General features: G+C 60.7%; 16 protein-coding genes. 5 read left to right on the plus strand and 11 right to left on the minus strand.

Annotation, left to right across the window (positions count from 1 at the left end; all coding sequences use genetic code 11):
- Window positions 1–38: 38 nt before the first annotated feature.
- Window positions 39–719, plus strand: a complete 681-nt coding sequence (locus tag G5221_RS13415; protein ID WP_100645096.1) for an SDR family oxidoreductase — start codon at window positions 39–41, stop codon at window positions 717–719.
- A gap of 94 nt (window positions 720–813) precedes the next feature.
- Here G5221_RS13415 and G5221_RS13420 read toward each other — a convergent pair whose 3' ends face one another.
- The gene (locus G5221_RS13420) at window positions 814–2,538 is read right to left on the minus strand and encodes a proline--tRNA ligase (RefSeq protein ID WP_335812289.1); all 1,725 of its coding nucleotides are present in this window, start codon (window positions 2,536–2,538) and stop codon (window positions 814–816) included.
- A gap of 273 nt (window positions 2,539–2,811) precedes the next feature.
- Here G5221_RS13420 and rlmD point away from each other — a divergent pair, with 273 nt between their 5' ends.
- Complete coding sequence (rlmD, locus tag G5221_RS13425; protein ID WP_100652771.1) at window positions 2,812–4,164, plus strand: 23S rRNA (uracil(1939)-C(5))-methyltransferase RlmD; 1,353 nt, start codon at window positions 2,812–2,814, stop codon at window positions 4,162–4,164.
- Between the two features lie 80 nt (window positions 4,165–4,244).
- On the opposite strand, the gene G5221_RS13430 is transcribed toward rlmD, so the two are convergent.
- The 3 genes from G5221_RS13430 to G5221_RS13440 are packed head-to-tail and all read right to left on the minus strand — an operon-like array spanning window position 4,245 to window position 7,721.
- Window positions 4,245–4,811, minus strand: a complete 567-nt coding sequence (locus G5221_RS13430; RefSeq protein ID WP_075116002.1) for a PqiC family protein — start codon at window positions 4,809–4,811, stop codon at window positions 4,245–4,247.
- The gene (gene pqiB / locus G5221_RS13435) at window positions 4,808–6,457 is read right to left on the minus strand and encodes an intermembrane transport protein PqiB (protein ID WP_005335774.1); all 1,650 of its coding nucleotides are present in this window, start codon (window positions 6,455–6,457) and stop codon (window positions 4,808–4,810) included. Before pqiB ends, G5221_RS13430 begins: the two co-directional genes overlap by 4 nt.
- Window positions 6,450–7,721: a paraquat-inducible protein A gene (locus G5221_RS13440; protein ID WP_042081548.1), complete on the minus strand. Its 1,272-nt coding sequence runs from the start codon at window positions 7,719–7,721 to the stop codon at window positions 6,450–6,452. The genes pqiB and G5221_RS13440 overlap by 8 nt, the downstream gene beginning before the upstream one ends.
- Before the next feature lie 176 nt (window positions 7,722–7,897).
- Between G5221_RS13440 and hfq the strand changes: the two genes are divergently transcribed.
- Entirely contained in the window at window positions 7,898–8,257 is a 360-nt protein-coding gene (gene hfq / locus G5221_RS13445; RefSeq protein ID WP_005335772.1) for an RNA chaperone Hfq, read from the plus strand.
- 132 nt (window positions 8,258–8,389) lie between these two features.
- Here the strand turns inward: hfq and G5221_RS13450 are convergent, their stop codons facing one another.
- From G5221_RS13450 to G5221_RS13475, 6 genes are all read right to left on the minus strand, one after another.
- Window positions 8,390–8,980, minus strand: coding sequence for an HAD family hydrolase (locus tag G5221_RS13450; RefSeq protein WP_201998107.1), 591 nt, complete (start codon window positions 8,978–8,980; stop codon window positions 8,390–8,392).
- A gap of 66 nt (window positions 8,981–9,046) precedes the next feature.
- On the minus strand, window positions 9,047–10,150 hold the full coding sequence (locus G5221_RS13455; protein WP_421263397.1) for an EAL and HDOD domain-containing protein: 1,104 nt from the start codon (window positions 10,148–10,150) through the stop codon (window positions 9,047–9,049).
- A 4-nt stretch (window positions 10,151–10,154) separates the two neighbouring features.
- Entirely contained in the window at window positions 10,155–11,789 is a 1,635-nt protein-coding gene (locus G5221_RS13460; RefSeq protein ID WP_421263398.1) for a diguanylate cyclase domain-containing protein, read from the minus strand.
- A 241-nt stretch (window positions 11,790–12,030) separates the two neighbouring features.
- Entirely contained in the window at window positions 12,031–14,064 is a 2,034-nt protein-coding gene (locus G5221_RS13465) for an exoribonuclease II (RefSeq protein WP_421263399.1), read from the minus strand.
- Between the two features lie 99 nt (window positions 14,065–14,163).
- A complete protein-coding gene (locus G5221_RS13470) occupies window positions 14,164–15,063 on the minus strand; it encodes a LysR family transcriptional regulator ArgP (RefSeq protein WP_058059683.1) in 900 nt (299 codons plus the stop codon).
- A gap of 201 nt (window positions 15,064–15,264) precedes the next feature.
- Complete coding sequence (locus G5221_RS13475; RefSeq protein ID WP_110303564.1) at window positions 15,265–15,915, minus strand: acyl-homoserine-lactone synthase; 651 nt, start codon at window positions 15,913–15,915, stop codon at window positions 15,265–15,267.
- 62 nt (window positions 15,916–15,977) lie between these two features.
- Here G5221_RS13475 and G5221_RS13480 point away from each other — a divergent pair, with 62 nt between their 5' ends.
- Together G5221_RS13480 and lysE are read left to right on the plus strand one after the other, a co-directional pair.
- Window positions 15,978–16,760, plus strand: coding sequence for a LuxR family transcriptional regulator (locus G5221_RS13480; RefSeq protein ID WP_005335753.1), 783 nt, complete (start codon window positions 15,978–15,980; stop codon window positions 16,758–16,760).
- Window positions 16,761–16,967: 207 nt separating this feature from the next.
- Window positions 16,968–17,576, plus strand: a complete 609-nt coding sequence (lysE, locus tag G5221_RS13485) for an L-lysine exporter (RefSeq protein WP_041235221.1) — start codon at window positions 16,968–16,970, stop codon at window positions 17,574–17,576.
- Between the two features lie 81 nt (window positions 17,577–17,657).
- Here the strand turns inward: lysE and G5221_RS13490 are convergent, their stop codons facing one another.
- The gene (locus G5221_RS13490; protein ID WP_421263400.1) at window positions 17,658–19,667 is read right to left on the minus strand and encodes a methyl-accepting chemotaxis protein; all 2,010 of its coding nucleotides are present in this window, start codon (window positions 19,665–19,667) and stop codon (window positions 17,658–17,660) included.
- Window position 19,668: the final 1 nt, after the last annotated feature.

Genomic DNA, 19,668 nt, shown 5'->3' on the forward strand with positions numbered 1-19,668 from the left:
TTTCTAATCTGACCGTCGACTGACGGCGAGGAGCAATCATGGGCCACATCATAGTGACAGGCGCCGGTTCTGGTCTCGGCCGGGCGCTGACCATAGGTCTGGTTGAGCGGGGCCATCAGGTCTCCATGATGGGGCGCCGTTATCAGCGACTGCAGGAGCAGGAGCTACTGCTCGGCAGCGCGGTGATCGGCATCGCCGCCGATCTGGCGCACCATGAAGAGGTCGATGTCGCCTTCGCCGCTGCGGTGGAGTGGGGTGGCCTGCCCGACATGGTGATCCACTGCGCCGGGGTGGGCGAGTTTGGCCCGGTCGGTGTCTACACCGCCGAGCAGATCCGCCGGGTGGTGGAGAGCAATCTCATCTCCACCATTCTGGTGGCCCAGCAGACGGTGCGGCTTATCGGTGAGAAAGGCGGAGTACTGGCCAATGTGCTCTCCTCCGCCGCGCAGGTGGGCAAGGCCAACGAGAGCCTCTACTGCGCCTCCAAATGGGGGATGCGCGGCTTTCTCGAATCCTTGCGCGCGGAGCTGAAAGGCTCGCCACTGCGGCTGGTCAATCTCTATCCGAGCGGGATCCGCAGCGAATTCTGGGACAACTCGGATCACGTGGACCCGAGTGGCTTCATGACCCCGGAAGATGCGGCAGCCTATATGCTCGACGCGCTGGAAGCCAGAAGCAGCTGCCACGTGACCGACCTCTTTATCGGTCGCAATCCCTGAGGCGAAGCCCGCCATCCGGTTGCCGTCGTCAGAACATACAGAAACAAAAAGCGCGCCAAACGGCGCGCTTTTTTATATCGGGAAGAGGGCGGAATTAACGGCTCAGCTTGGCCTTGAGCATGGCGATGATGTCGCTGATGGCCACTTCCTGCTTCTCGCCGGTGCGGCGGCACTTGTACTCCACCACTCCGTTGTCCAGACCGCGATCGCCGATGACGATGGCGTGCGGGATGCCCAGCAGCTCCATGTCGGCGAACATCACGCCCGGGCGCTCTTTACGGTCGTCGAACAGCACGTCCACACCAGCGGCTTTCAGCTCGGCGTAGAACTGTTGTGCCTGCTCGGCCACACGCTCGGATTTGTGCATGTTCATCGGCACGATGGCCACTTCGAACGGGGCGATGGCATCCGGCCAGATGATGCCGTACTGGTCGTTGTTCTGCTCGATGGCGGCAGCCACCAGACGGGAAACCCCGATACCGTAGCAACCCATCTCCATGGTGACGGATTTGCCAGCTTCGTTCAGCACGCTCGCCTTCATCGCTTCGGAGTACTTGGTACCCAGCTGGAAGATGTGGCCCACTTCGATACCGCGCTTGAGCAGCAGCTTGCCCTGGCCGCACGGGCTCGGGTCGCCTTCCACCACGTTGCGCAGGTCGGCAACTTCGTAAGAAGCGATGTCGCGATCCCAGTTGGCACCGGTCAGGTGGAAGCCGGTTTCGTTGGCGCCGCAGACGAAGTCCGCCAGATGGGCAGCGCTGCGATCGACGATGATGCGACCGGCAAAGCCGACCGGGCCGATGGAGCCTGCGTCGCAACCGGCGGCAGCTTTGATCTGCTCGTCGTTGGCGAAGGTCAGCGGGTTAGCCACGCCAGCCAGTTTCTCTGCCTTGATTTCGTTCAGCTCGTGGTCGCCACGCAGAACCAGCGCAATAACGGCCTGCTTGCCGTGCTCATCTTCCTCTGCCAGTACCAGCAGGGTTTTGGCGATGGCGGTCGGTGCTACGTTCAGGAAAGCGGCCACTTCGTCGATGGTGTGGACGTTCGGGGTGGCAACCTTGGTCAGGGCTGCTGTGGCGGCAGCGCGCTCACCAGCCGGTGCCAGCGCTTCGGCCATCTCGATGTTGGCGGCGTAATCGGAGCTGTCGGAGAAGGCGATCAAGTCTTCACCGCTCTCGGCCAGTACCTGGAATTCGTGGGAACCGGTACCACCGATGGAGCCGGTATCAGCCTGCACCGGACGGAAGTTCAGACCCATGCGGGTGAACGCCTTGCAGTAGGCGGCGTGCATCTTCTCGTAGGTATCGACCAGAGACTCTTTGTCGATGTGGAAGGAGTAGGCATCCTTCATCAGGAATTCGCGGCCGCGCATCACGCCGAAACGGGGGCGTACTTCGTCGCGGAACTTGGTCTGGATCTGGTAGAGGTTGAGCGGCAGCTGCTTGTAGCTGTTCACTTCGTAACGCACCAGCGCAGTGATCACCTCTTCGTGGGTCGGGCCCAGCACGAAGGGACGGTTGTGACGGTCGGTCAGACGGCACAGCTCGGGACCGTAGTCATCCCAGCGGCCGGACTCCTGCCACAGCTCGGCGGGTTGTACCACCGGCATGGAGACTTCGACGGCACCAGCATTGTTCATCTCTTCGCGAACAATGTTCTCGATTTTCTTCAGTACCCGCAGACCGGTTGGCAACCAGGCATACATGCCGGAGGCCAGTTTACGGATCATCCCGGCGCGCAGCATCAGCTGGTGGCTGACAACTTCAGCGTCGGAGGGGGTTTCCTTGAGAGTGGAAAGCAGATATTGGCTGGTACGCATCGCGGTAGACCTTAGCTAGAACGGGCGCGGGGCCCAGGATAATTTCAAGGGCGGAATTTTAACAGGCTGGGCGTTATGGCCCAAGGGCTAAATTTGCCGCAACCCGAAAGGTGGCAACGCCCGGCAGATAGCCTGGGACAATGACCATTGTAACAAGCAGGCTTTTTATGCCTGCAATTTGGCCGGATCTCCGCTAAACTCTTCCACCTTTTCTCGATGGGCATGGCTTTTCCGCGTCCATCACCCCCATTTTTAGTACTTTTGGAGCCGCTCATGCCGTTAGTGGGACATCAACACCAGATCGAGATCCTGGAACTGACCGACAAAGGAGATGGCAAAGGACGCCTGTTCGATCGCCCCCTGTTTGTCGAAGGTCTGCTGCCCGGTGAGCAGGCGCTGGTGGAGCTGACCGAGGTCAAGCCGAACTATCTGCACGGCAAGGTTGCCGAGCTGCTCCAGCCCTCTGCCGATCGGGTTGCCGATTTCTGCCCCAACACCGAGTGTGGTGGCTGTCAGGTACGTCCGCTGGCCTATCCGGCCCAGCTCAAGCTCAAGCAGGCACTGGTGCAGAGCGCACTGGAGCAGGCCGGGCTGGGTGACACCCCGGTCAAGGATATCCTTGGCATGGAGAGCCCGTTCGCCTATCGCAACAAGGCGCAATATGCGGTGCGTGGCTGTGACGCCGGTGCCGAGATCGGTTTTTATCGCAAGCACTCCCACGATCTCATCACCGCCGATGACTGTGCGGTGCAGGATCCGTTGCACGTGGAGCTCAACGCCCGGGTGCGCAACTGGATGCGCGCGCATGACATCGCCGCCTATGACGAAGTAAACCACAGCGGCTGCGTGCGCAACCTGATGACCCGCAAGGGCTTCAAGAGCGGCGAGCTGATGGTGGTGCTGGTGACCCTGAGCGAGGAGCTGCCGTTCGAAGCCGAGCTGCTGGCAGCCCTGAGCGATCTGCCGGTCACTACCCTGGTGCAGAACATCAACGATGAGCGCACCAACCGCATTTTGGGTGCCACCAACCGGGTGCTGCTTGGCGAAGGGGTGATCCGCGACAAGATCCACGAACTCGAGTTCGAGATCTCGCCGCTCTCCTTCTTCCAGAACAACCCGACCCAGACCGATGTGCTCTACTCCAGTGCCCTCGAGTATGCCGAGCTGACCGGCAACGAGACGGTGTTCGACATCTATTGCGGTATCGGCACCATCTCCCTGTTCCTTGCTGGCAAGGCCGCCAAGGTCGTCGGGATCGAGTCGGTGGAGAGCGCCATCAGCGATGCCCGCCGCAACGCTGCCCTCAACGGCATCGAGCACACCGAATTCCACGTCGGCAAGGCCGAGCAGCTGATGCCCGAGCTGCACGCCCAGGGCGTGACCGCTGATGTGGTGGTGATGGATCCGCCCCGCAAAGGCTGTGACAAAGCGGTGCTGCAGACCCTGGTCGCCATGGCGCCCCGTCGTCTGGTCTATGTCTCCTGCAACCCGCAGACCCTGGCCCGCGACCTTGCCTGGCTGGTCAAGCAGGGCTTCGTGCTGGACGAAGTGCAACCGGTCGATATGTTCCCGCACTCCATGCATGTGGAAGCGGTTGCCCGCCTGAGCCTGCCTGCCAAGGCATAAGTCGCCCCCGACTCTTGCCCATAAAAAAACGACGCCAGCTGGCGTCGTTTTTTCTATCTGATGCTCGCAGGTTGATGTGCTCAACCCTGCTTGCGCACCTCGGCAGCGATCTGGTCGAGCAGCTGTTGCCAGCCCTGACCCAGTTCGTTCACCAGTGCGTTGTAGCCATCGGCCGGCAGTACTCGCTCCTGACGGAAGGGGGCATCGCGCAGCACTGTGCCATCTTCCGCCAGCAGGCGCCAGCGACCGCTCAGCACGGCGCTGCCGTCATGACGGCCCTGAAAGCGCTCCACCAGAATGGTCAGCACCGGCCCCTTGCGGGCGCCATCCTGCCGTACCACCCAGCCCGGCAGGCGGGTGGAGAGGCCATTGAGGGTGAGTTGGTTGAGCTGATCGTCCAGCGCACCGGCCCAGCGATGGTACTCGGTGAAGTGCAGCTCTTGCCCTTCCAGCTGATAGACCAGGCTGATCCGATCGAGCTGGCTGGCCAGCGCCACCGGGCGCAGCACCAGCTGGTGCTGCGGTTGGGCCGGGGCCGTTACGGGTTGCTGGCTGTCGGCATCGAGCGAGTAGTAGTGCAGGCTTGGCTGGCTGCTGCAACCCGCCAGCAGCCCCAGCAGGGCCAGCGTCAGGATCTCTTTTTTCATTGTTTGCCTCGCTTGGGCTCAGGGTCCGATGGATGCGCGCGATCGAAGATCAGCGAACTGGGCTGCTCGTTGAGGGAGTGCACCAGCGGCTGCAGTTCGCGCATCAACTGATTGAGGGTCTGCACCGACTGACGCAGATCCTGATTGGTCTGCGATTGGGCGTCATAGGCCTGCAAGGTCTCCTGCAACTGCTTGAGGCTCTCGTTGAGCGAGGCGGGCAGCTGCTGGGTGGAATCCTTGGCGGTGAGCTTGTTCAGGTTGGCGCTGACTGCACTGATGTTCTTCAGGGTGCCATCCAGGGTGGTCAGTGACCCGTTGACCTTGGTCAGGGTGGTTGCCATGTCCATGTCGACAAACTTGTCGAGGATGAGGTTCACCTTGCGCTCGATCTGATCCAGCCCGCCCTGCACGGTGGGGAAGACCTGATAACCGGCCAGCTTGGCCTGTTCGAAACGTGGCGCGTCCGGATAGAAGTTGAGGTCGATGATCTTGCCGCCAGTCAGCAGGCTCGAGGTCTTGAGGCTGGCACGCAACCCCTCCTTGAACTGCTTGCCGAACAGGGCACGCCACTGATCCTTCTCCGCCTTGGCATAGCGGTGGGAGAGGCGCTGTACCTCGATGCGGGCCAGCACCGGGATCTGGCGGCTCTTGAAGATCTGCACGCCCTTGTCCTCGATGAGGTAGGGGGCGGAGATGACGGTACCGACCCGGATACCGCGATACTGCACCGCCGCGCCCGGGTGCAGGCCACCCACGTTGTCATCGAACAGGAAGACGTAGTCGATGAACTGATCCAGACTACCGGCCAGCACGCTCGCCTCATCCTGGAACAGGGTGAACCCTTCCATCTGTTTGACCGGCTCGCCAGGTGCCCAGCCGGGTGGCAGACCCATGGTGATGCCGCCATCGATCAGGCTCTCGAGCGAATCCATCTTCACCTTCATCCCCTCGCTGCTCATGGAGACCTCGAAGCCCGGGGTCATCCAGAAGCGGGAGTTGCTGCTCACCAGAATGTCATAGGGGGCGTGGATGAAGATTTGATACTGCATCTCGCTCTTTTCTGGCAGGAACTTCGCCTCTTCCACTTGACCTATGGTGAAGCCCTGATAGTTGATGGGGGAGCCTTCTCCCAGCGCGCGAGTGTCGCGACTACTGAGGGTGAGACGCAGCCCCTTGGCATCGAGGGAGGCGAGCGGCGGTTTGTCGAGCATGGCGTATTCGTCCCGCGCCCGCCCTTTCTTGCCGGGGGCGAGCTCGATATAGGCGCCGGAGAGCAGGGTGCTCAGACCCGATACCCCTTCACGGCCCACTCTGGGCTTGACCACCCAGAACTGGCTGTCACCGCGCAGCATGCCGGAGGCGGCATTGGTCAGCCGTCCTTTCAGCACGGCATGGCTGTAGTCATCACTCAGCTCGACGGCCTCGATACGGCCGACGTCCACTTCGCGGGAGCGGATCACCGTCTTGCCAGCGACTATGCCCTCGGCAGTGGCGACTGTCAGGGTGAAACTGGGGCCCTGGGAGTACCAGTGCTGGAACAGCATCCAGAGACCGATGAACAGCGCCAGCAGGGGCACCATCCAGATTGCGGCGGCAGAGCTCAGAAAGTCAGAGCCCGGTTTCCACCTTTTTTTACGCTCACTCACGTTCGCGTTCTCCTTGTTGTAAATCCCAGATCAGGCGGGAGTCGAAACTCATGGCGGCGACCATGGTGATCAGCACCACACCTGCAAATGCGACGGCCGCAGGGCCGGGATAGATGGTCATCAGATTGTCGAGCCGGATCAGGCCCGCCAGAATGGCCACCACGAAGACGTCGATCATCGACCAGCGTCCGACAAATTCGGTCATGCGATAGAGTTTGAGCTTGCCGAGGGGGGAGGTGACATTGCCGCGCTGCACCATATAGCAAAGCCAGAATAGCGCCAGTATTTTCACCAGCGGCACCACCACGCTGGCGAAAAAGATCACTGCTGCGATGGGGTAGGAGCCCATGGCCCAGAGCAGCACCACACCGCCGAGGATGGTGGAGGGGCTGTCATCACCGAGAAACACCGTATCCATGATGGGATAGACGTTGGCCGGAATGTAGAGAATGGCGGAGGTAAACAGCAGCGCCCAGGTGCGGTTCAGGCCGCCCGGCTTGCGCGCATGCAGCTTGCCCCCGCAGCGGGAGCAGCTGTGGCTACCCACCTCGCTCAGAGCGCCACAGATATGGCAGCCCACCAGACCTGATTCCAGCGCCCCCGCTTCCGGGTCGATCTCCCGCGACTCGGTAGGGCCGAACAGCCGCTGCCACAGCCACATCTGATCCAGTGAGGAGATCATCTTGATGAGCAGCACGGTGTAGCCGACGAAAGCCCAGAATGACAGCCCCATCTTGATGTCGGCCATTCCCATCAGCTTGACCAGCGAGATGAGCACCCCCACCAGAAAGACATCCACCATCAGCCAGGGTTTGATCCGGCAGAGCAGACGGCCGAGGGAGCGCAGGGCATTGCTGTGCAGATCTTTATCGACCCGCCACAGCACCAGCATGATGGACCCCATATAAACCAGCGGCAGGCCGATCAGGGTCAGGCTCAGTACCGCGCCGAGAAACAGATAGCCCTCATCCACCAGGGTGGTGATGCTCTGCAAAAAGGTCATCTCCTGGCCCACCCCTTTGGCCGAGAAAGACATAAAGGTAAAGGCATTGGCGAGCACGAACATGATAAGTGCCGCGAACCCGTAGGAGATCGGCCGCAACTCCTGCTGTGGCAGGTGGCGACTCAGGGTGTGTCCGCAACGGGGGCAGCAGCTGGCCTGTCCCACCTCGAGCGGTGTGGCCGGTATCAGCAGGTCACACTCTTCGCAGGCAGTGGCATCATGGACATAGGTGGTGTGGTGTTGGTGTGAAACCGGATGCAAGATAAAACCCCAGATAAGGCCCATGGTGGAGCCAGAGCTGGCGATTATCGCAGTTGTGCTGGTCAGCGACCAGCCCCCGGAGGCCGCTATTGCTGGCGGGAGTGAGAATGACTTTGACAAGCCAGTGCCCATTTAGCACAATCAAACGCCACTTTTTTTCCGCGGGACAATAATTTATGACAACTGAATCCCCAAGCTACTCCACGATTGAGCAAGCCTTCTCCCTCGGGAACGGGCAAGATTCTGCCCTCAACTGGTTGCGCAAGAACCGCAGTCAGGTCGCTATCTTTCTGGTGAGCGGCATCAAGCTGGAAGGCACCATCAGCGGGTTTGACCAGTACAGCGTGCTGCTGACCGATGCACACGGCAACCAGCAGCTGGTCTACAAGGCCAAGATCTCCACCATCGCCATGCACACCGGCCGTCCGCAGGTGAACATCCAGCGTGCTCGCAAGCCGCGTGTCTCCATGGCGCCGCGCCCCCATGGTGCGCCGGGTCGGTATGACGACAATCAGGGCGGCGGCAACAACGAGTAATCGTCTGCCCCGCACTCCCCGTTGACGCGCCCTGCGTCAGCGGCTGACGGAAACTGCTCTCATTTTCATTCATGTCCCGTATGAGAGTCGGTTTCGGTTATCGCCCCTTGCAGGGCGATATTTTTTTACGCACTACGCGGTTATGCCGACCGGTTGACCCTCTTTGACCATGCAGGTCTGCATCCCCGCCGCCTCTCCGGCCTGTACCCCGATACCGGTATCTTCAAACACCAGACAGCCTGATGGCGCGACCCCCAACTTGCTGGCGACCAGCAGGAAGGTGTCCGGATTGGGCTTGTGCAGCTCCACATCGTCGGCCGTGACCACCACGGAGAAATAGCGATCCAGCCCGGTATTGCGCAGCACCGCTTCGGCGTTGACACGAGGCGAGCCGGTGCCGATCCCCATCGGGATGACGCCATGATAGCGCTCGACCAGCGCCTGCATGGCCGGAAACACGGTCGCCTTGTGCAGGTTGGCCACATAGTGGGCGGTCTTGCAGCGGGTGACTTCGAGCGGATCGAGGGGGATCTGCTGCTCCTGTGCGACCAGCAGGGCGATCTTGCGGCTCGGCATGCCACCCAGCTCATAGAACCAGTCGGCATCGAAGTGAAAGCCAAACTCGCGGGCTGTGTGCTCCCAGGCGGCGAGGTGCAGCGGCATGGAGTCGACCAGGGTGCCATCAAGGTCAAAGACCAGGCCTTGGAATCCGGAAAGAGTCATGGTGCGGGGTCTGTCTCTGAAAAAAGGGAGCCCATTCTAGCCAGTGGCTCCCCGCCTCGCCATCACCTAGCAGGTGAGAAACGCTTGCCCCCACATTTGCGCCTGAAAATAGACGGGGGTGAGTCTGGTCGGGTCGAGCTGGTATTTCGGTGCCAGCTGCTCCAGCAGGGCCCAGTTGCCCTGTTCGTAGGTCCTGACCAGCTGGAACAGGTGGAACAACGGCCCTTCGTGCCGCTCGATGGCTCGTTTTACGTTGTTGGGCAGGTGGGCCTTCAGCGACTCCGATAGCAGGGAACCATCGAGTACCAGCCCTACCAGAAAAGCCCAGCTTGCTTCGCGTTTGTCTAGGGCGGTGAGGGCGATAAGTTCACAGAAGCGACCGCGAGCGATGGCCATCCGGGTAGAGGCCTCCGGCATATGCTGGCTTACCCTGGCTAGGCCGTTGATCAGCACAAACTTGCGGATCTCCTGCTCTCCCAGATAGGAGAGGGCGCGGGAAACCGAGGTGATGGGGGCTGCATGATCGAAGCCGGGGGCGTTGACATAGGTGAGTAGCTGGCCCGGGAGCAAGGCATCCTGCTCCAGCAGGCGGGCCACCTGGGCAAAGGAGAACTCCTCGTGGCAGATGAGCTGGAGGATCTGCTGCACAAGTGCCATGTCGGGCTGGGTGGCACGCTGGTTGACCAGCTCGGGGCGGGCGAGAAAACCACCGGCAAAGAAGTCGACTCCGGCCTCTCGCAGCGGGAGAAAGTCTTCCCAGGTTTCGATATCGAGGGCCATCCGCTTGTGTTCGGTGGGCTGGCAGATCCCCTCTTCGCCCATCCAGAATACCAGCAGACGGCTGGCACCGAGCCAGCGTGGCTCACGGCTGACCCCGTGTACGGCAAGCCGGCGTCGACTGTCTCGCCACTGTTCCAGCACCGGAAAGGAAGCTGGTAGCCGTTCGCTGGAGGCTTCGACCAGCGGGATCGCATCCTGATCAAACAGCAGGGGGCGCTGTTCATCGAGCTGTTCGTGGGTGAAGGGCACCAGATATTGGCGCCCTTGTGCCAGCAGGCGGCAATGTTGTGCCAGCGAGGGCCACTCGTCCGGTGAGCCGAGCAGATAATCGATGCCGTAGGCCACCAGGGCCATGCGGCGATTGAAGATGGGATAACGACGCAACAGCATGGGATCACCGATAGGCCAGAGTGCGCGCCCGTCCTTGAGACTTGGCGTGGTAGAGCGCCTGATCGGCCTGTTCGGTCAGACTCTGCCATGCCTCGTTCAGGGAGGGAACCAGATAGCTAAAGCCTATGCTAACCGTAATGAAATCAGCAACCCGCGAGGCGGGATGGGGCAGTTTTAATCGGGTTAGGCCATCATGGATCCTCTCGGCCAGTTGTTCGGCCTCACCGGGTTGGGGGGCGCAGAGCAGAATGACGAACTCCTCGCCACCGTAACGGGCGACCAGATTGGTGCAGCGCCGCTCTGCATCCCGCAGCACATGGGCCACCTGTTGCAGGCAGAGATCCCCCTTGGCATGGCCGAAGTGGTCGTTGTAGGCCTTGAACTCGTCCACATCGATCATCAATACCGCCAGCGGATTTTGGGTGCGCCGTGCCCACTCCCATTGCATGGTGATGTCCCACTGGCGCCGATTGGCGATACCAGTCAGAGGATCTTCCAGCGAGAGCAGGGAGAGGCGGTGATTGGCCTCCTCCAGCGCCCGATTGGTTTCGGCCAGTTGTATCGTGCGTTCGGCAACCCGCTCCTCCAGCTGGCGATTGAGCCGCTCCAGCTGCTCCTGGGTGCGCTGGCGGATCAGTAACTGTGACAGGATGGCGGCGTACTGTTTGAAAATCTCGCTCTGATAGGCTTTGAGCGGGCGGTGCCACAGCAGGTTGTCGGCGGCGATCCAGCCGATGGGAGTGGTGCCATCCCACAGCGAGACCATGGCGTTCCAGCCACGACCTACCTGCTGTTTCTCGTAGTAGAGGGGGGTATCTTCCAGCACCAGCACGTAGTCCTTGCGCCTGAGCGCCTCCTGCACCGTGGGGTGCTCCGGAATGGGACTGACAAAGTCATGTTCGTCTACCAGCTCTCCCTCTTCGCTGGTGCCCCAGGTGCCGCGCATGGTCTTGCCATCGGGTTCGATCAGGAAGATGGCAACCCGATCGAACTGCAGCTCTTTGCGGGCCAGCAGCACGGCATCCCGCAGCAGATCGTTCTCGCTGCGACTGCGGGAGAGGGTAACGCTTACCATGTGCAGCGCCTGCAACATGGTGAGGAAGGAGCCCTGCAGTGCCTGACTCTGTACCAGATCGGTCTGGGTATGGAGTCGCTGGTCCCGCTCCTGATTGACCTGGCTGGAGAGCAGGTGATTGCTGAGCTCGGCCGTCAGATAGTGAATAAGGAGCTGGATACCCTGACGCTGGTGGGAGGAGAGGCGATCGATGCGGCGGCGGGTCTCCAGATAGATGACCCCTTCCAGGTTCATATGGCGTTTGAGGGGGAAGCAGGCGCGTAGTCGTTGCTGGGCTGGTTCGACATTCTCACCAGAGTCCGGCGGCTGGTAGATCTGCTCGATCACCAGTTGCCCCTTGTCCATCGCCTTGTCGATCAGGTGGTGGGGCAGGGTCAATTGACCGAGATGGGCGAGATCAAGCGTGGTCAGCCCCTGATCGAGCTGAAAGCTGTAGAGCTGCGGTTCGGGGGCTTTCAGCCAGAGGTAGAGGCGTTCGGCATCGGTCTTTTCACGGATGGTGGCGAGGCTCACTTCGCATAACTGAGCGAAGTTGGTGAAGTGTTCCGGGTCCCATTCCTGCATACCAATATCCCTTGGATTGTACCCAAGCGAGTATATATAGAGTCCGTTTAATTTATTGATTGAAATGTCAAAATGGAGATCCAGAGCCCAGATTTTGGCTCCTTTTATGGTGCGTGATGACGGGCTTTGCGTGGGGCTATTAACTGTTACGGGTAACAGCAATCAGTGGCAGGTTGGCAGGGAGATTTGAAGGGTTATGAAAAGAAGAGCCCGCACAGTGGCGGGCTCTGGAGAGGGGGATTTATTCCGCCTTGCTGGCTTCATCGGCCGGTGCCGCGGCGTTATCCGCACTGCTCTCGGCGACCGGCGCTTCCGGTGCCGGACCCGGTACCAGATCTACCGCCGGTTTGGCGATGAGAGAGCGGGTCTCTTCCACCGCTTCGGTCAGCTTCACCTCGATGATCTGGCCGAGCTCGTAGACCACCTCGGTCTTGTCCAGATAGACGCGGCCGTTGTCCCAGTTGCACTCCAGTCGATCCTTGTTGTCGAGGATGTGACGGGCAGGCATGAAGACCACGGCGCCGTTCTCCTGCAGACGCAGCTTGAGACCGGCACGCATCACGTCGATGATCTCGGCGTTGAACACCTTGTCGGTGCCAGCATCGGCCTTGAGGTAGCGAACATAGAGCCAGTCGCCGATGTCGCGCTCCACCATGCGGTGCAGACGGCGGCAGGCGGTCAGATGCTCGGTGAGCTCGGTGCTCGGGCGCTCGCCCGGGGTCTTGCCGGCGATAACGGCTTTAAGCAGACGATGGTTGACCATGTCGCCGTATTTACGGATCGGGGAGGTCCAGGTGGCGTAGGCATCCAGACCCAGGCCGTAGTGGGCGCCCGGCTCGGAGGACATCAGCGCATAGCTCTGGAAACGGCGGATCTTGCCATCCAGCCAGCGGGTGTCGAGGTTGTCGATCCAGCGGCGCAGGGCACAGAAGCCGGAGAGGCTGGCGATCTCGTCGCGCTCGAACGGGGCTTCGGCACTCTTCAGCAGGTCGATGGCGCCGTCGAGGGACTCTTCGTCAAAGCCGGTGTGAACGTTGAAGATGCCGTAACCGACGCTCTTGCCCAGCACGCGACCGGCACAGATGTTGGCGGCGATCATCGACTCTTCCACCATGCGGTTGGCGATGCGGCGCGGCTCGACGTGGATGGCCAGCACTTCGCCATTCTCGCCCAGCTCGAAGTCGTAGTCGGGACGATCCGGGAATACCAGGGCATGCTCGGTTCGCCACGCGATGCGCGCCTCGGTCATTGCCTTCATCAGCGGCAGCTGGGCCAGTACGCCTGCGTCGATGGACAGCTCTTTGCCATGCTCGGCCCAGTCGGAGACGTCGTCGTAGTTGAGACGGGCGTGGGAACAGATGCGGGCAGCGAAGAACTCGGTCCCCTCCAGCAGCAGACCGTCTTCGGCGATGAGCAGACGGGCACACAGGGTGTTGCGCTCCTCACCCTCTTTCAGGGAGCAAAGCTCGTCGGAGAGGGTGCGCGGGATCATCGGCACGTTGCGGCCCGGCATGTAGACGGTGAAGGCGCGCTGGGCGGCTTCCTTGTCCAGCTCGCTCCCTTCGGCCACATAGGCGGTCGGGTCAGCGATGGCGACCAGCAGCTCCCAGCCGTTGTCCAGCTTGGTGATGGCCAGCGCATCGTCCATATCCTTGGTCTTGGCACCGTCGATGGTGAAGAAGGGCACCTTGGTCAGGTCACGACGGGGCAGCTCTTCCTCTTCGATCACCTTCCACTCCGGCAAGTCAGCCGGTTCGACCTGGGCCAGATTGTGGCGGGCCAGCACCACCCACCAGGGCACATTGTGATCTTCCTGGGCGGCGATCTTCTGGGTGATCTCGGCAGAGAAGTTGCCGTCGACCAGCGCGTGGCGCTTGAGGGTAGCCACCACCCAGTCACCTTCCTTGAACTCTTTCTCATCCAGACCCTTCTTGACGCGGGCCTTGATGGCATCCTTGATCAGCGGATGGTCGGCCACCACGTTGAGGCGGTCTCGGAACATCTTGACCCGGGCCACGAAGCGGGTGACGGACTGCTCCAGCAGGGTATCCGGCTCGGCCACTTCCTTCTCTTTTTCGGTGCGGATCAGGGCGGTCACCCGGTCACCGTGCATCACCTTCTTCATGTAGGGAGGCGGCACGAAATAGCTGGTCTTCTCATCGACTTCCAGAAAGCCGAAGCCCCGGTCCGAGGCGCGGATAACACCCTCTTTCTTCGGGATGTTTTCGCGGATTTGTTGCTTGAGCTGGGCCAGCAGCGGATTGTCTTGGAACATAAGTGAGGAACCTGAAGTGAAAACCTGGGTGGAGACCTGATGAAGGATCGCCCAGCACTATACGTTTTTAGCCCTGCAAAGCCAAGGTGAATGGCCTGCTCAGCGTGGTTTCAACTGCGATCTGGCATGGTCGATAAGGCGTTGGGAGAGCTGCTTGTGAACCCCTTTTTCCAGTACCCAGCGGTGCCAGTAGAGGCGTTCCGTCAGGACGTGGTCGGGACTGAGGTTGAGCAGTGACCCGCCTGCGAGCTGGCCTCTTATCTGCAATTCGGGAATGAGACAATAGGCCAACCCCTGCTCGGCCATGGCGACGAAGGCCTCTGAGGAGTGGACCGTATGGCAGGGATAACCGCCGGGCTCCAGCCCGAAGTGTTCCCTCATAAAGCTCACATGCATGTCATCGCGCTGATCGAACGCCACCGCCGGTGCCTTGGCCAGCGCCTCACGAGTCAGGCCGCGAGGGAAGTGGCGGGCTACGAAGGCGGGGCTGGCGGTAAGCAGATAGTTCATCTCACCGAGCTCGTCGACGCAGCAACCCGCCAGCGGTTGGGGATGCAGACTGACCGCACCAAAGGCCTGGCCCTCGCGGACCTTGTCGAGGGTGCGGCTCTCGTCATCGACCAGCAGGTTGAGTTCGATGGGGTGCTGTTTCAACAAGGGGGCAATGGCGGGCAAAAACCAGGTGGCCAGGCTGTCGGCGTTGACGGCGATGCTGATCCGGATTGGCCCCTGCGGCTGGTCGGGGGTCAGCTCCCCCGCCAGTTCGAGCTCAAGCTGATGTACCTGCCGATAGTGGGCCAGCAGTTTCTGGCCGAGTGGCGTGGCCTGCAGCGGCTGGCTGCGAATGAGCAGCGGCTCGGCAAACTGTTGCTCCAACTGCTTGATCCGCTGGGAGATGGCCGACTGGGTGATATGGAGCGACTTGGCCGCCCGATCGAAGTTCTGCTCCTGCAGTACCGCATCCAGTGCCCGCAGCAGTTTGTAATCCAGCTCTTTCATCTTCTCCCCCTTCCGTTGCCCAAGGGCTGACTCTACGTCACTCGGCAGGGGACAACAATGGGCGGTGGAAGGGGCGTTGTGCTGTGATTTTTGACAGTAGTGGTCAGGCCATTGAGGGAGGATACTCTTTGGTGCCGCATGGGGTAGCCCTGCGCAGATCGTAGCGACATCTTTATCCCGGGTCTGTTTTCCCGGGATTTTTTATGAGTGAACTGCCAGCACCGGTGACAGTTGCTGTGGTGGATAATGGCTGGTTTGATAATGGCCCAGCAGAGGTTGGGAGACCGCCTGCGCGAAGCGCTCATCCAGATGGAAGCGGATGCCTACGCCCCTTACCGCCCCCAGATCGACCGCCTGACGATGACCGAGCCGCTCGATGGGCAGGCCGAGGCGGCGGAAGATGCGCTCCACCGGCAGGCTGACGACGGCGACCAGCTCCCGGATCCCGTGGGCATGGGCGAAGGCATAGACCTCGCGGAAGATGACACAAGTGAGTTCGCTGACGCCATTGCTCATGCGCGGTGCGCGCTGGGCATCGATAGCCAGACGGGTGAGTTCCCAGACATCGGGGGTGCGTGGCGCGCTTTCACCGGCAAGGGCGGTGGGGAAGATGGTGGGCAGCATATAGGCATCGGCACAGTTGAGCAGACGAATGCAGCCACACAGCCCTTTTTCGTCCTCGATCAGAACCCAATGGGTGTCTGGCGTGTCGAAGCTGTCACGCTCCAGGCCCCGATGAGACTCGACATCCCAGCCTAGCCGGTCGGAAAAGACGCGATTTCGAAAGCGATAGAGTTCATTCTCCACCTCGTTTCGTGGATGTTCTCTCAATTTTCCTTTAAAAACCAACATTATGGACCCTCTATCTTGCTATTCGCCGTTATAATCACATGTCTGGCCAAGGGGGCTTTCATATGAACAGAGACCAACTGCTTGAGTACCTCGAACATTTCACTTCGGTGACGGACGGCAATCGTCTGGCCGAACTGATCGGTCGCTTTACGCTCGGGATGGGCTATGACTACTATCGCTTCGCCCTGATCCTGCCGATGTCGATGCAAAGGCCCAAGGTGGTGCTGTTCAACCAGTGCCCCGATTCCTGGGTGCAGGCCTATACCGAAAACAACATGCTGGCGTGCGATCCGGTGATCCGGCTGGCACGCAAGCAGACGCTGCCCATTTACTGGAACCGCCTCGATGAGCGGGCCAGTTTTCTGCAGGAGGGAACCATGGACGTGATGGGGTTGGCAGCCGAGTTCGGGTTGCGTAACGGCATCTCCTTCCCTCTGCACGGTGCTGCCGGGGAGAACGGTATTCTCTCCTTCATCACCTCCGAGCGGGCCTCGAGCGACCTGCTGCTGGAGTCCTCGCCGATCCTCTCCTGGATGTCCAATTACATCTTCGAGGCGGCCATTCGGGTGGTGCGTTTCAGCATGATGGACAGTGCGGGTAAAGACCCCTTGACCGAGCGCGAGACCGAGTGCCTGTTCTGGGCCAGCGAAGGGAAGACCTCTAGCGAGATCGCCTGCATCCTCGGGATCACGGAGCGCACGGTCAATTACCATCTCAATCAGGTCACCCGCAAAACCGGCTCAATGAACCGCTATCAGGCCATTGCCAAAGGGGTTAGTACGGGGCTGTTGCTACCCAATCTGGAGCAAGTTGTGGTTACCAACTTCCCCAGATTGCTGCAGTAGGCTGAGCCCACAGGCGCAACAGATTCTCCTGCCGCACTCTGAGGGTCACAATTGTCAGATCCGGTAATTGACAAGGGCTGGAACAGCGGCTGGGTATGCCGGTTTTTATTAGCAAAATGAATCAATAAGTAAATCAATGAATTTCTAAGAAGGAACCGCAATCGCTATAGTGCCGCTCATTCATCATTTCGAACGGTGCTCTCCATGATGCTCGCAACGACACTGCAAGGCTTCACCATCGGTCTGGCCATGATCATCCCCATCGGCGCCCAGAATGCCTTTGTGCTGAGCCGGGGCATCCATCGCAATCACCATCTGCTGACGGCCACGCTCTGCAGTTTCTGCGATCTCACCCTGATTGCTATCGGCGTATTTGGCGGAGCCAATGTGCTGGCCGCCAGCCCCCTCGGCATGGCGCTACTCACCTGGGGTGGCGTGCTGTTTCTCGGCTGGTTTGGTGGCCGTTCCCTGCTCAGTGCCTGGCGCGGTAAGGGGGAGGGACTTGCCGATTCTGCTCAGCAGATGGGGGCCAAAAGCGTGCTGGCGATGACGCTGGGAGTTACGCTGCTCAATCCCCACGTCTATCTCGATACCCTGATGCTGCTCGGCTCCCTTGGCAGTCAGGTGAGCGAGTCCCTGCGTCCGGCCTTTGCTGCGGGGGCCATGCTGGCCTCGCTGGTGTGGTTCTACTCGCTGGCGCTGGGGGCTGCGGCACTGGCGCCCTGGTTGGCCCGCGGCCGGGTGCAGCAGGGGATCGATCTGCTGGTTGGCATCATCATGCTGAGCCTGGCTGTTCAACTGGCCATAGGACGTTGAGGAAGTTAAGGCGGCAGGAATGAGCGACCGGTAACAAAAAGATGCCACTCACATGAGTGGCATCTTTGCTATTGAAAGGGGTCAGACCCTGAACTGGGAGAGTAGGCGCTGTTGCAGCAGGCTGGCTTGATGGAGCGAGGAGGCGAGCTGCAGGCACTCCTGTGCCTCCTGTTCGCCGGTTCTGGCTTGCAGACTGATACCGGAGACCTTGTCAGAGGAGTGGCTCAGGGTGTGTGACAGTTGCCCGGTAGCCACGGCTACCTGCTGCACCATGTCGGCCAGCTGGTCGATGGCGCCTTCCACCTTGAACAGGATCTGCTTGGTGTTCTCGGAGTCCTGCATGCCGGACTCCACCGTCTTGAGGTTGCGTTGCATCATCAGATAGGCGGTCTCGGTCTGCTGCTGGATACTGCTGATCACCTGGCTAATTTCGGCGCTTGATGTTGCGGTGCGATTGGCCAGGGTGCGCACCTCGTCCGCAACCACCGCAAAGCCACGCCCCATCTCCCCCGCGCGGGCCGCTTCGATGGCCGCATTGAGGGCAAGCAGGTTGGTCTGCTCCGAGATGCCGCTGATGGTGGAGATGATCTGGCCAATCTGACCCGCCTGCTCCTTGAGGGAGTTGATGGCGATGGCACACTCGCTCACCTCCTGTACCACCCGTTGCATGCCCGCGCTGGCGGAGGCGACATACTGGCTGCTCTCGGTGGTCAGCTGGCGCACCTCGTTGGCATTGTGGGCCGCCATGCTGCAGTTGTCCGAGATACCGGTGGCGACTTGCACCATCTGCTCACTGTCGTGGTGCAGGGCCAGCGCATGTTCGGCGGTCTGGCGGCTGCTTTGGCTGATTGCCTCCACCCGGTTGACCGAGGTGTGAACGTGTTCGCTGATGTGCTGGTTGTTGTCCATGGTGGAGCTGATCATCTTCTGCAGTTTCTCGATGAAACGATCCACGCTGTTTGCCAGCGAGCCTATCTCGTCATCCCGTTGCAGGTTGATGCGGGCGTTGAGGTCTCCCTCGCCGGCGGCGATATCCTGCATTCGTTTGTCCACTTGCAGCAGCGGGGTCACCAGCTTGCGGGTCAGCCAGAAGCCGCAGAGGGTGACCATGATCAGGCTCAGCAACAGGCCACCCAGCAGCAGGGTTCGGGTCTGGCTGATGATGCCGTTGAGCTGGGCCACCTGATCCTCGACGGTGGCATCGCCGCTCTCCTCGATGGCAACCAGCTGTTGTCGCAGCTCATCGGCACTGGCTTCATAGATGGCCTGTTGGGCCTGATAGCTGCCGAGCGCATTGACCCACTGTCCCATCAGCTGCTGATGTCGGGCTAACAGGGCTCGATACTCTGCTGACAGTGTCTTGCCGGCAAATTCCCCGGTTCCCTCGATATCGAACAGCCCGGTGCCGAGCATGCTGTCGACTGCTTCGTGGTAGAAATCGGTCGCCTCTTTCAACTCGGCCTTGATCGCATCTGTGACTCCTTGTCTGCGCATCTTCTCCAGCGCATAGAGTTGGCGCAAAAAGCCTATGTTGGATTCCATCCCCCCGTCGGCCGCTTCCCAACGAGTGGAGAGGCCGCTGTTCCAACTGATGGTCTGGTCGGGGGATTGGGTCAGCGCCTCGACCGCGCCATCGCCGATCACCTCCAGCTGGATCGAGAGGCGAGCCATCAGATCGGCGTTGTGATGCAGGGCCTGATCCACCTCTGTATAGGCGTGATAGAGCGCCAGCAGCTTCTCTTGTTGCTGTTGATAGTCCTGCTTGTGCTGTTCCATGGTGGCAAGGGCTGCACGATCAATGAGCTGCCCCTGGCTGACCCGGGCCAGCGCGTCATCGGTCGCCGCCTTGGCAGCATCGAGTTCGGCGCGATTGAGCGGGGTTCCGTTTTGCATCTTCTGAATCTGTAGCTGTTGGTTGCCCAGCTCTATGGAGCCCTCCATGGCACCGTCGGCGGTCTGCCAGGCGGCGCCCAGGACATAGGAGAGCAGATTGGCTAGCCGCTGGCTGCCATACCAGCCAACGACCCCCATGCCCAGCGTGCAGCCGAGCAATATGGCAAGACCCAGATTGGAGGTGGTAACAATTTTCATG

The sequence above is a fragment of the Aeromonas sp. 602200 genome (genome assembly GCF_049173895.1).
Taxonomy (GTDB): Bacteria; Pseudomonadota; Gammaproteobacteria; order Enterobacterales; family Aeromonadaceae; genus Aeromonas; species Aeromonas veronii_A.

Coding starts and splice junctions, on each gene's coding strand:
- G5221_RS13415 (WP_100645096.1), top strand. CDS start 39: ATGGGCCACATCATAGTGACAGGCGCCGGTTCTGGTCTCGGCCGGGCG.
- G5221_RS13420 (WP_335812289.1), bottom strand. CDS start 2,538: ATGCGTACCAGCCAATATCTGCTTTCCACTCTCAAGGAAACCCCCTCC.
- rlmD (WP_100652771.1), top strand. CDS start 2,812: ATGCCGTTAGTGGGACATCAACACCAGATCGAGATCCTGGAACTGACC.
- G5221_RS13430 (WP_075116002.1), bottom strand. CDS start 4,811: ATGAAAAAAGAGATCCTGACGCTGGCCCTGCTGGGGCTGCTGGCGGGT.
- hfq (WP_005335772.1), top strand. CDS start 7,898: ATGACAACTGAATCCCCAAGCTACTCCACGATTGAGCAAGCCTTCTCC.
- G5221_RS13450 (WP_201998107.1), bottom strand. CDS start 8,980: ATGACTCTTTCCGGATTCCAAGGCCTGGTCTTTGACCTTGATGGCACC.
- G5221_RS13455 (WP_421263397.1), bottom strand. CDS start 10,150: ATGCTGTTGCGTCGTTATCCCATCTTCAATCGCCGCATGGCCCTGGTG.
- G5221_RS13460 (WP_421263398.1), bottom strand. CDS start 11,789: ATGCAGGAATGGGACCCGGAACACTTCACCAACTTCGCTCAGTTATGC.
- G5221_RS13465 (WP_421263399.1), bottom strand. CDS start 14,064: ATGTTCCAAGACAATCCGCTGCTGGCCCAGCTCAAGCAACAAATCCGC.
- G5221_RS13470 (WP_058059683.1), bottom strand. CDS start 15,063: ATGAAAGAGCTGGATTACAAACTGCTGCGGGCACTGGATGCGGTACTG.
- G5221_RS13475 (WP_110303564.1), bottom strand. CDS start 15,915: ATGTTGGTTTTTAAAGGAAAATTGAGAGAACATCCACGAAACGAGGTG.
- G5221_RS13480 (WP_005335753.1), top strand. CDS start 15,978: ATGAACAGAGACCAACTGCTTGAGTACCTCGAACATTTCACTTCGGTG.
- lysE (WP_041235221.1), top strand. CDS start 16,968: ATGCTCGCAACGACACTGCAAGGCTTCACCATCGGTCTGGCCATGATC.
- G5221_RS13490 (WP_421263400.1), bottom strand. CDS start 19,667: ATGAAAATTGTTACCACCTCCAATCTGGGTCTTGCCATATTGCTCGGC.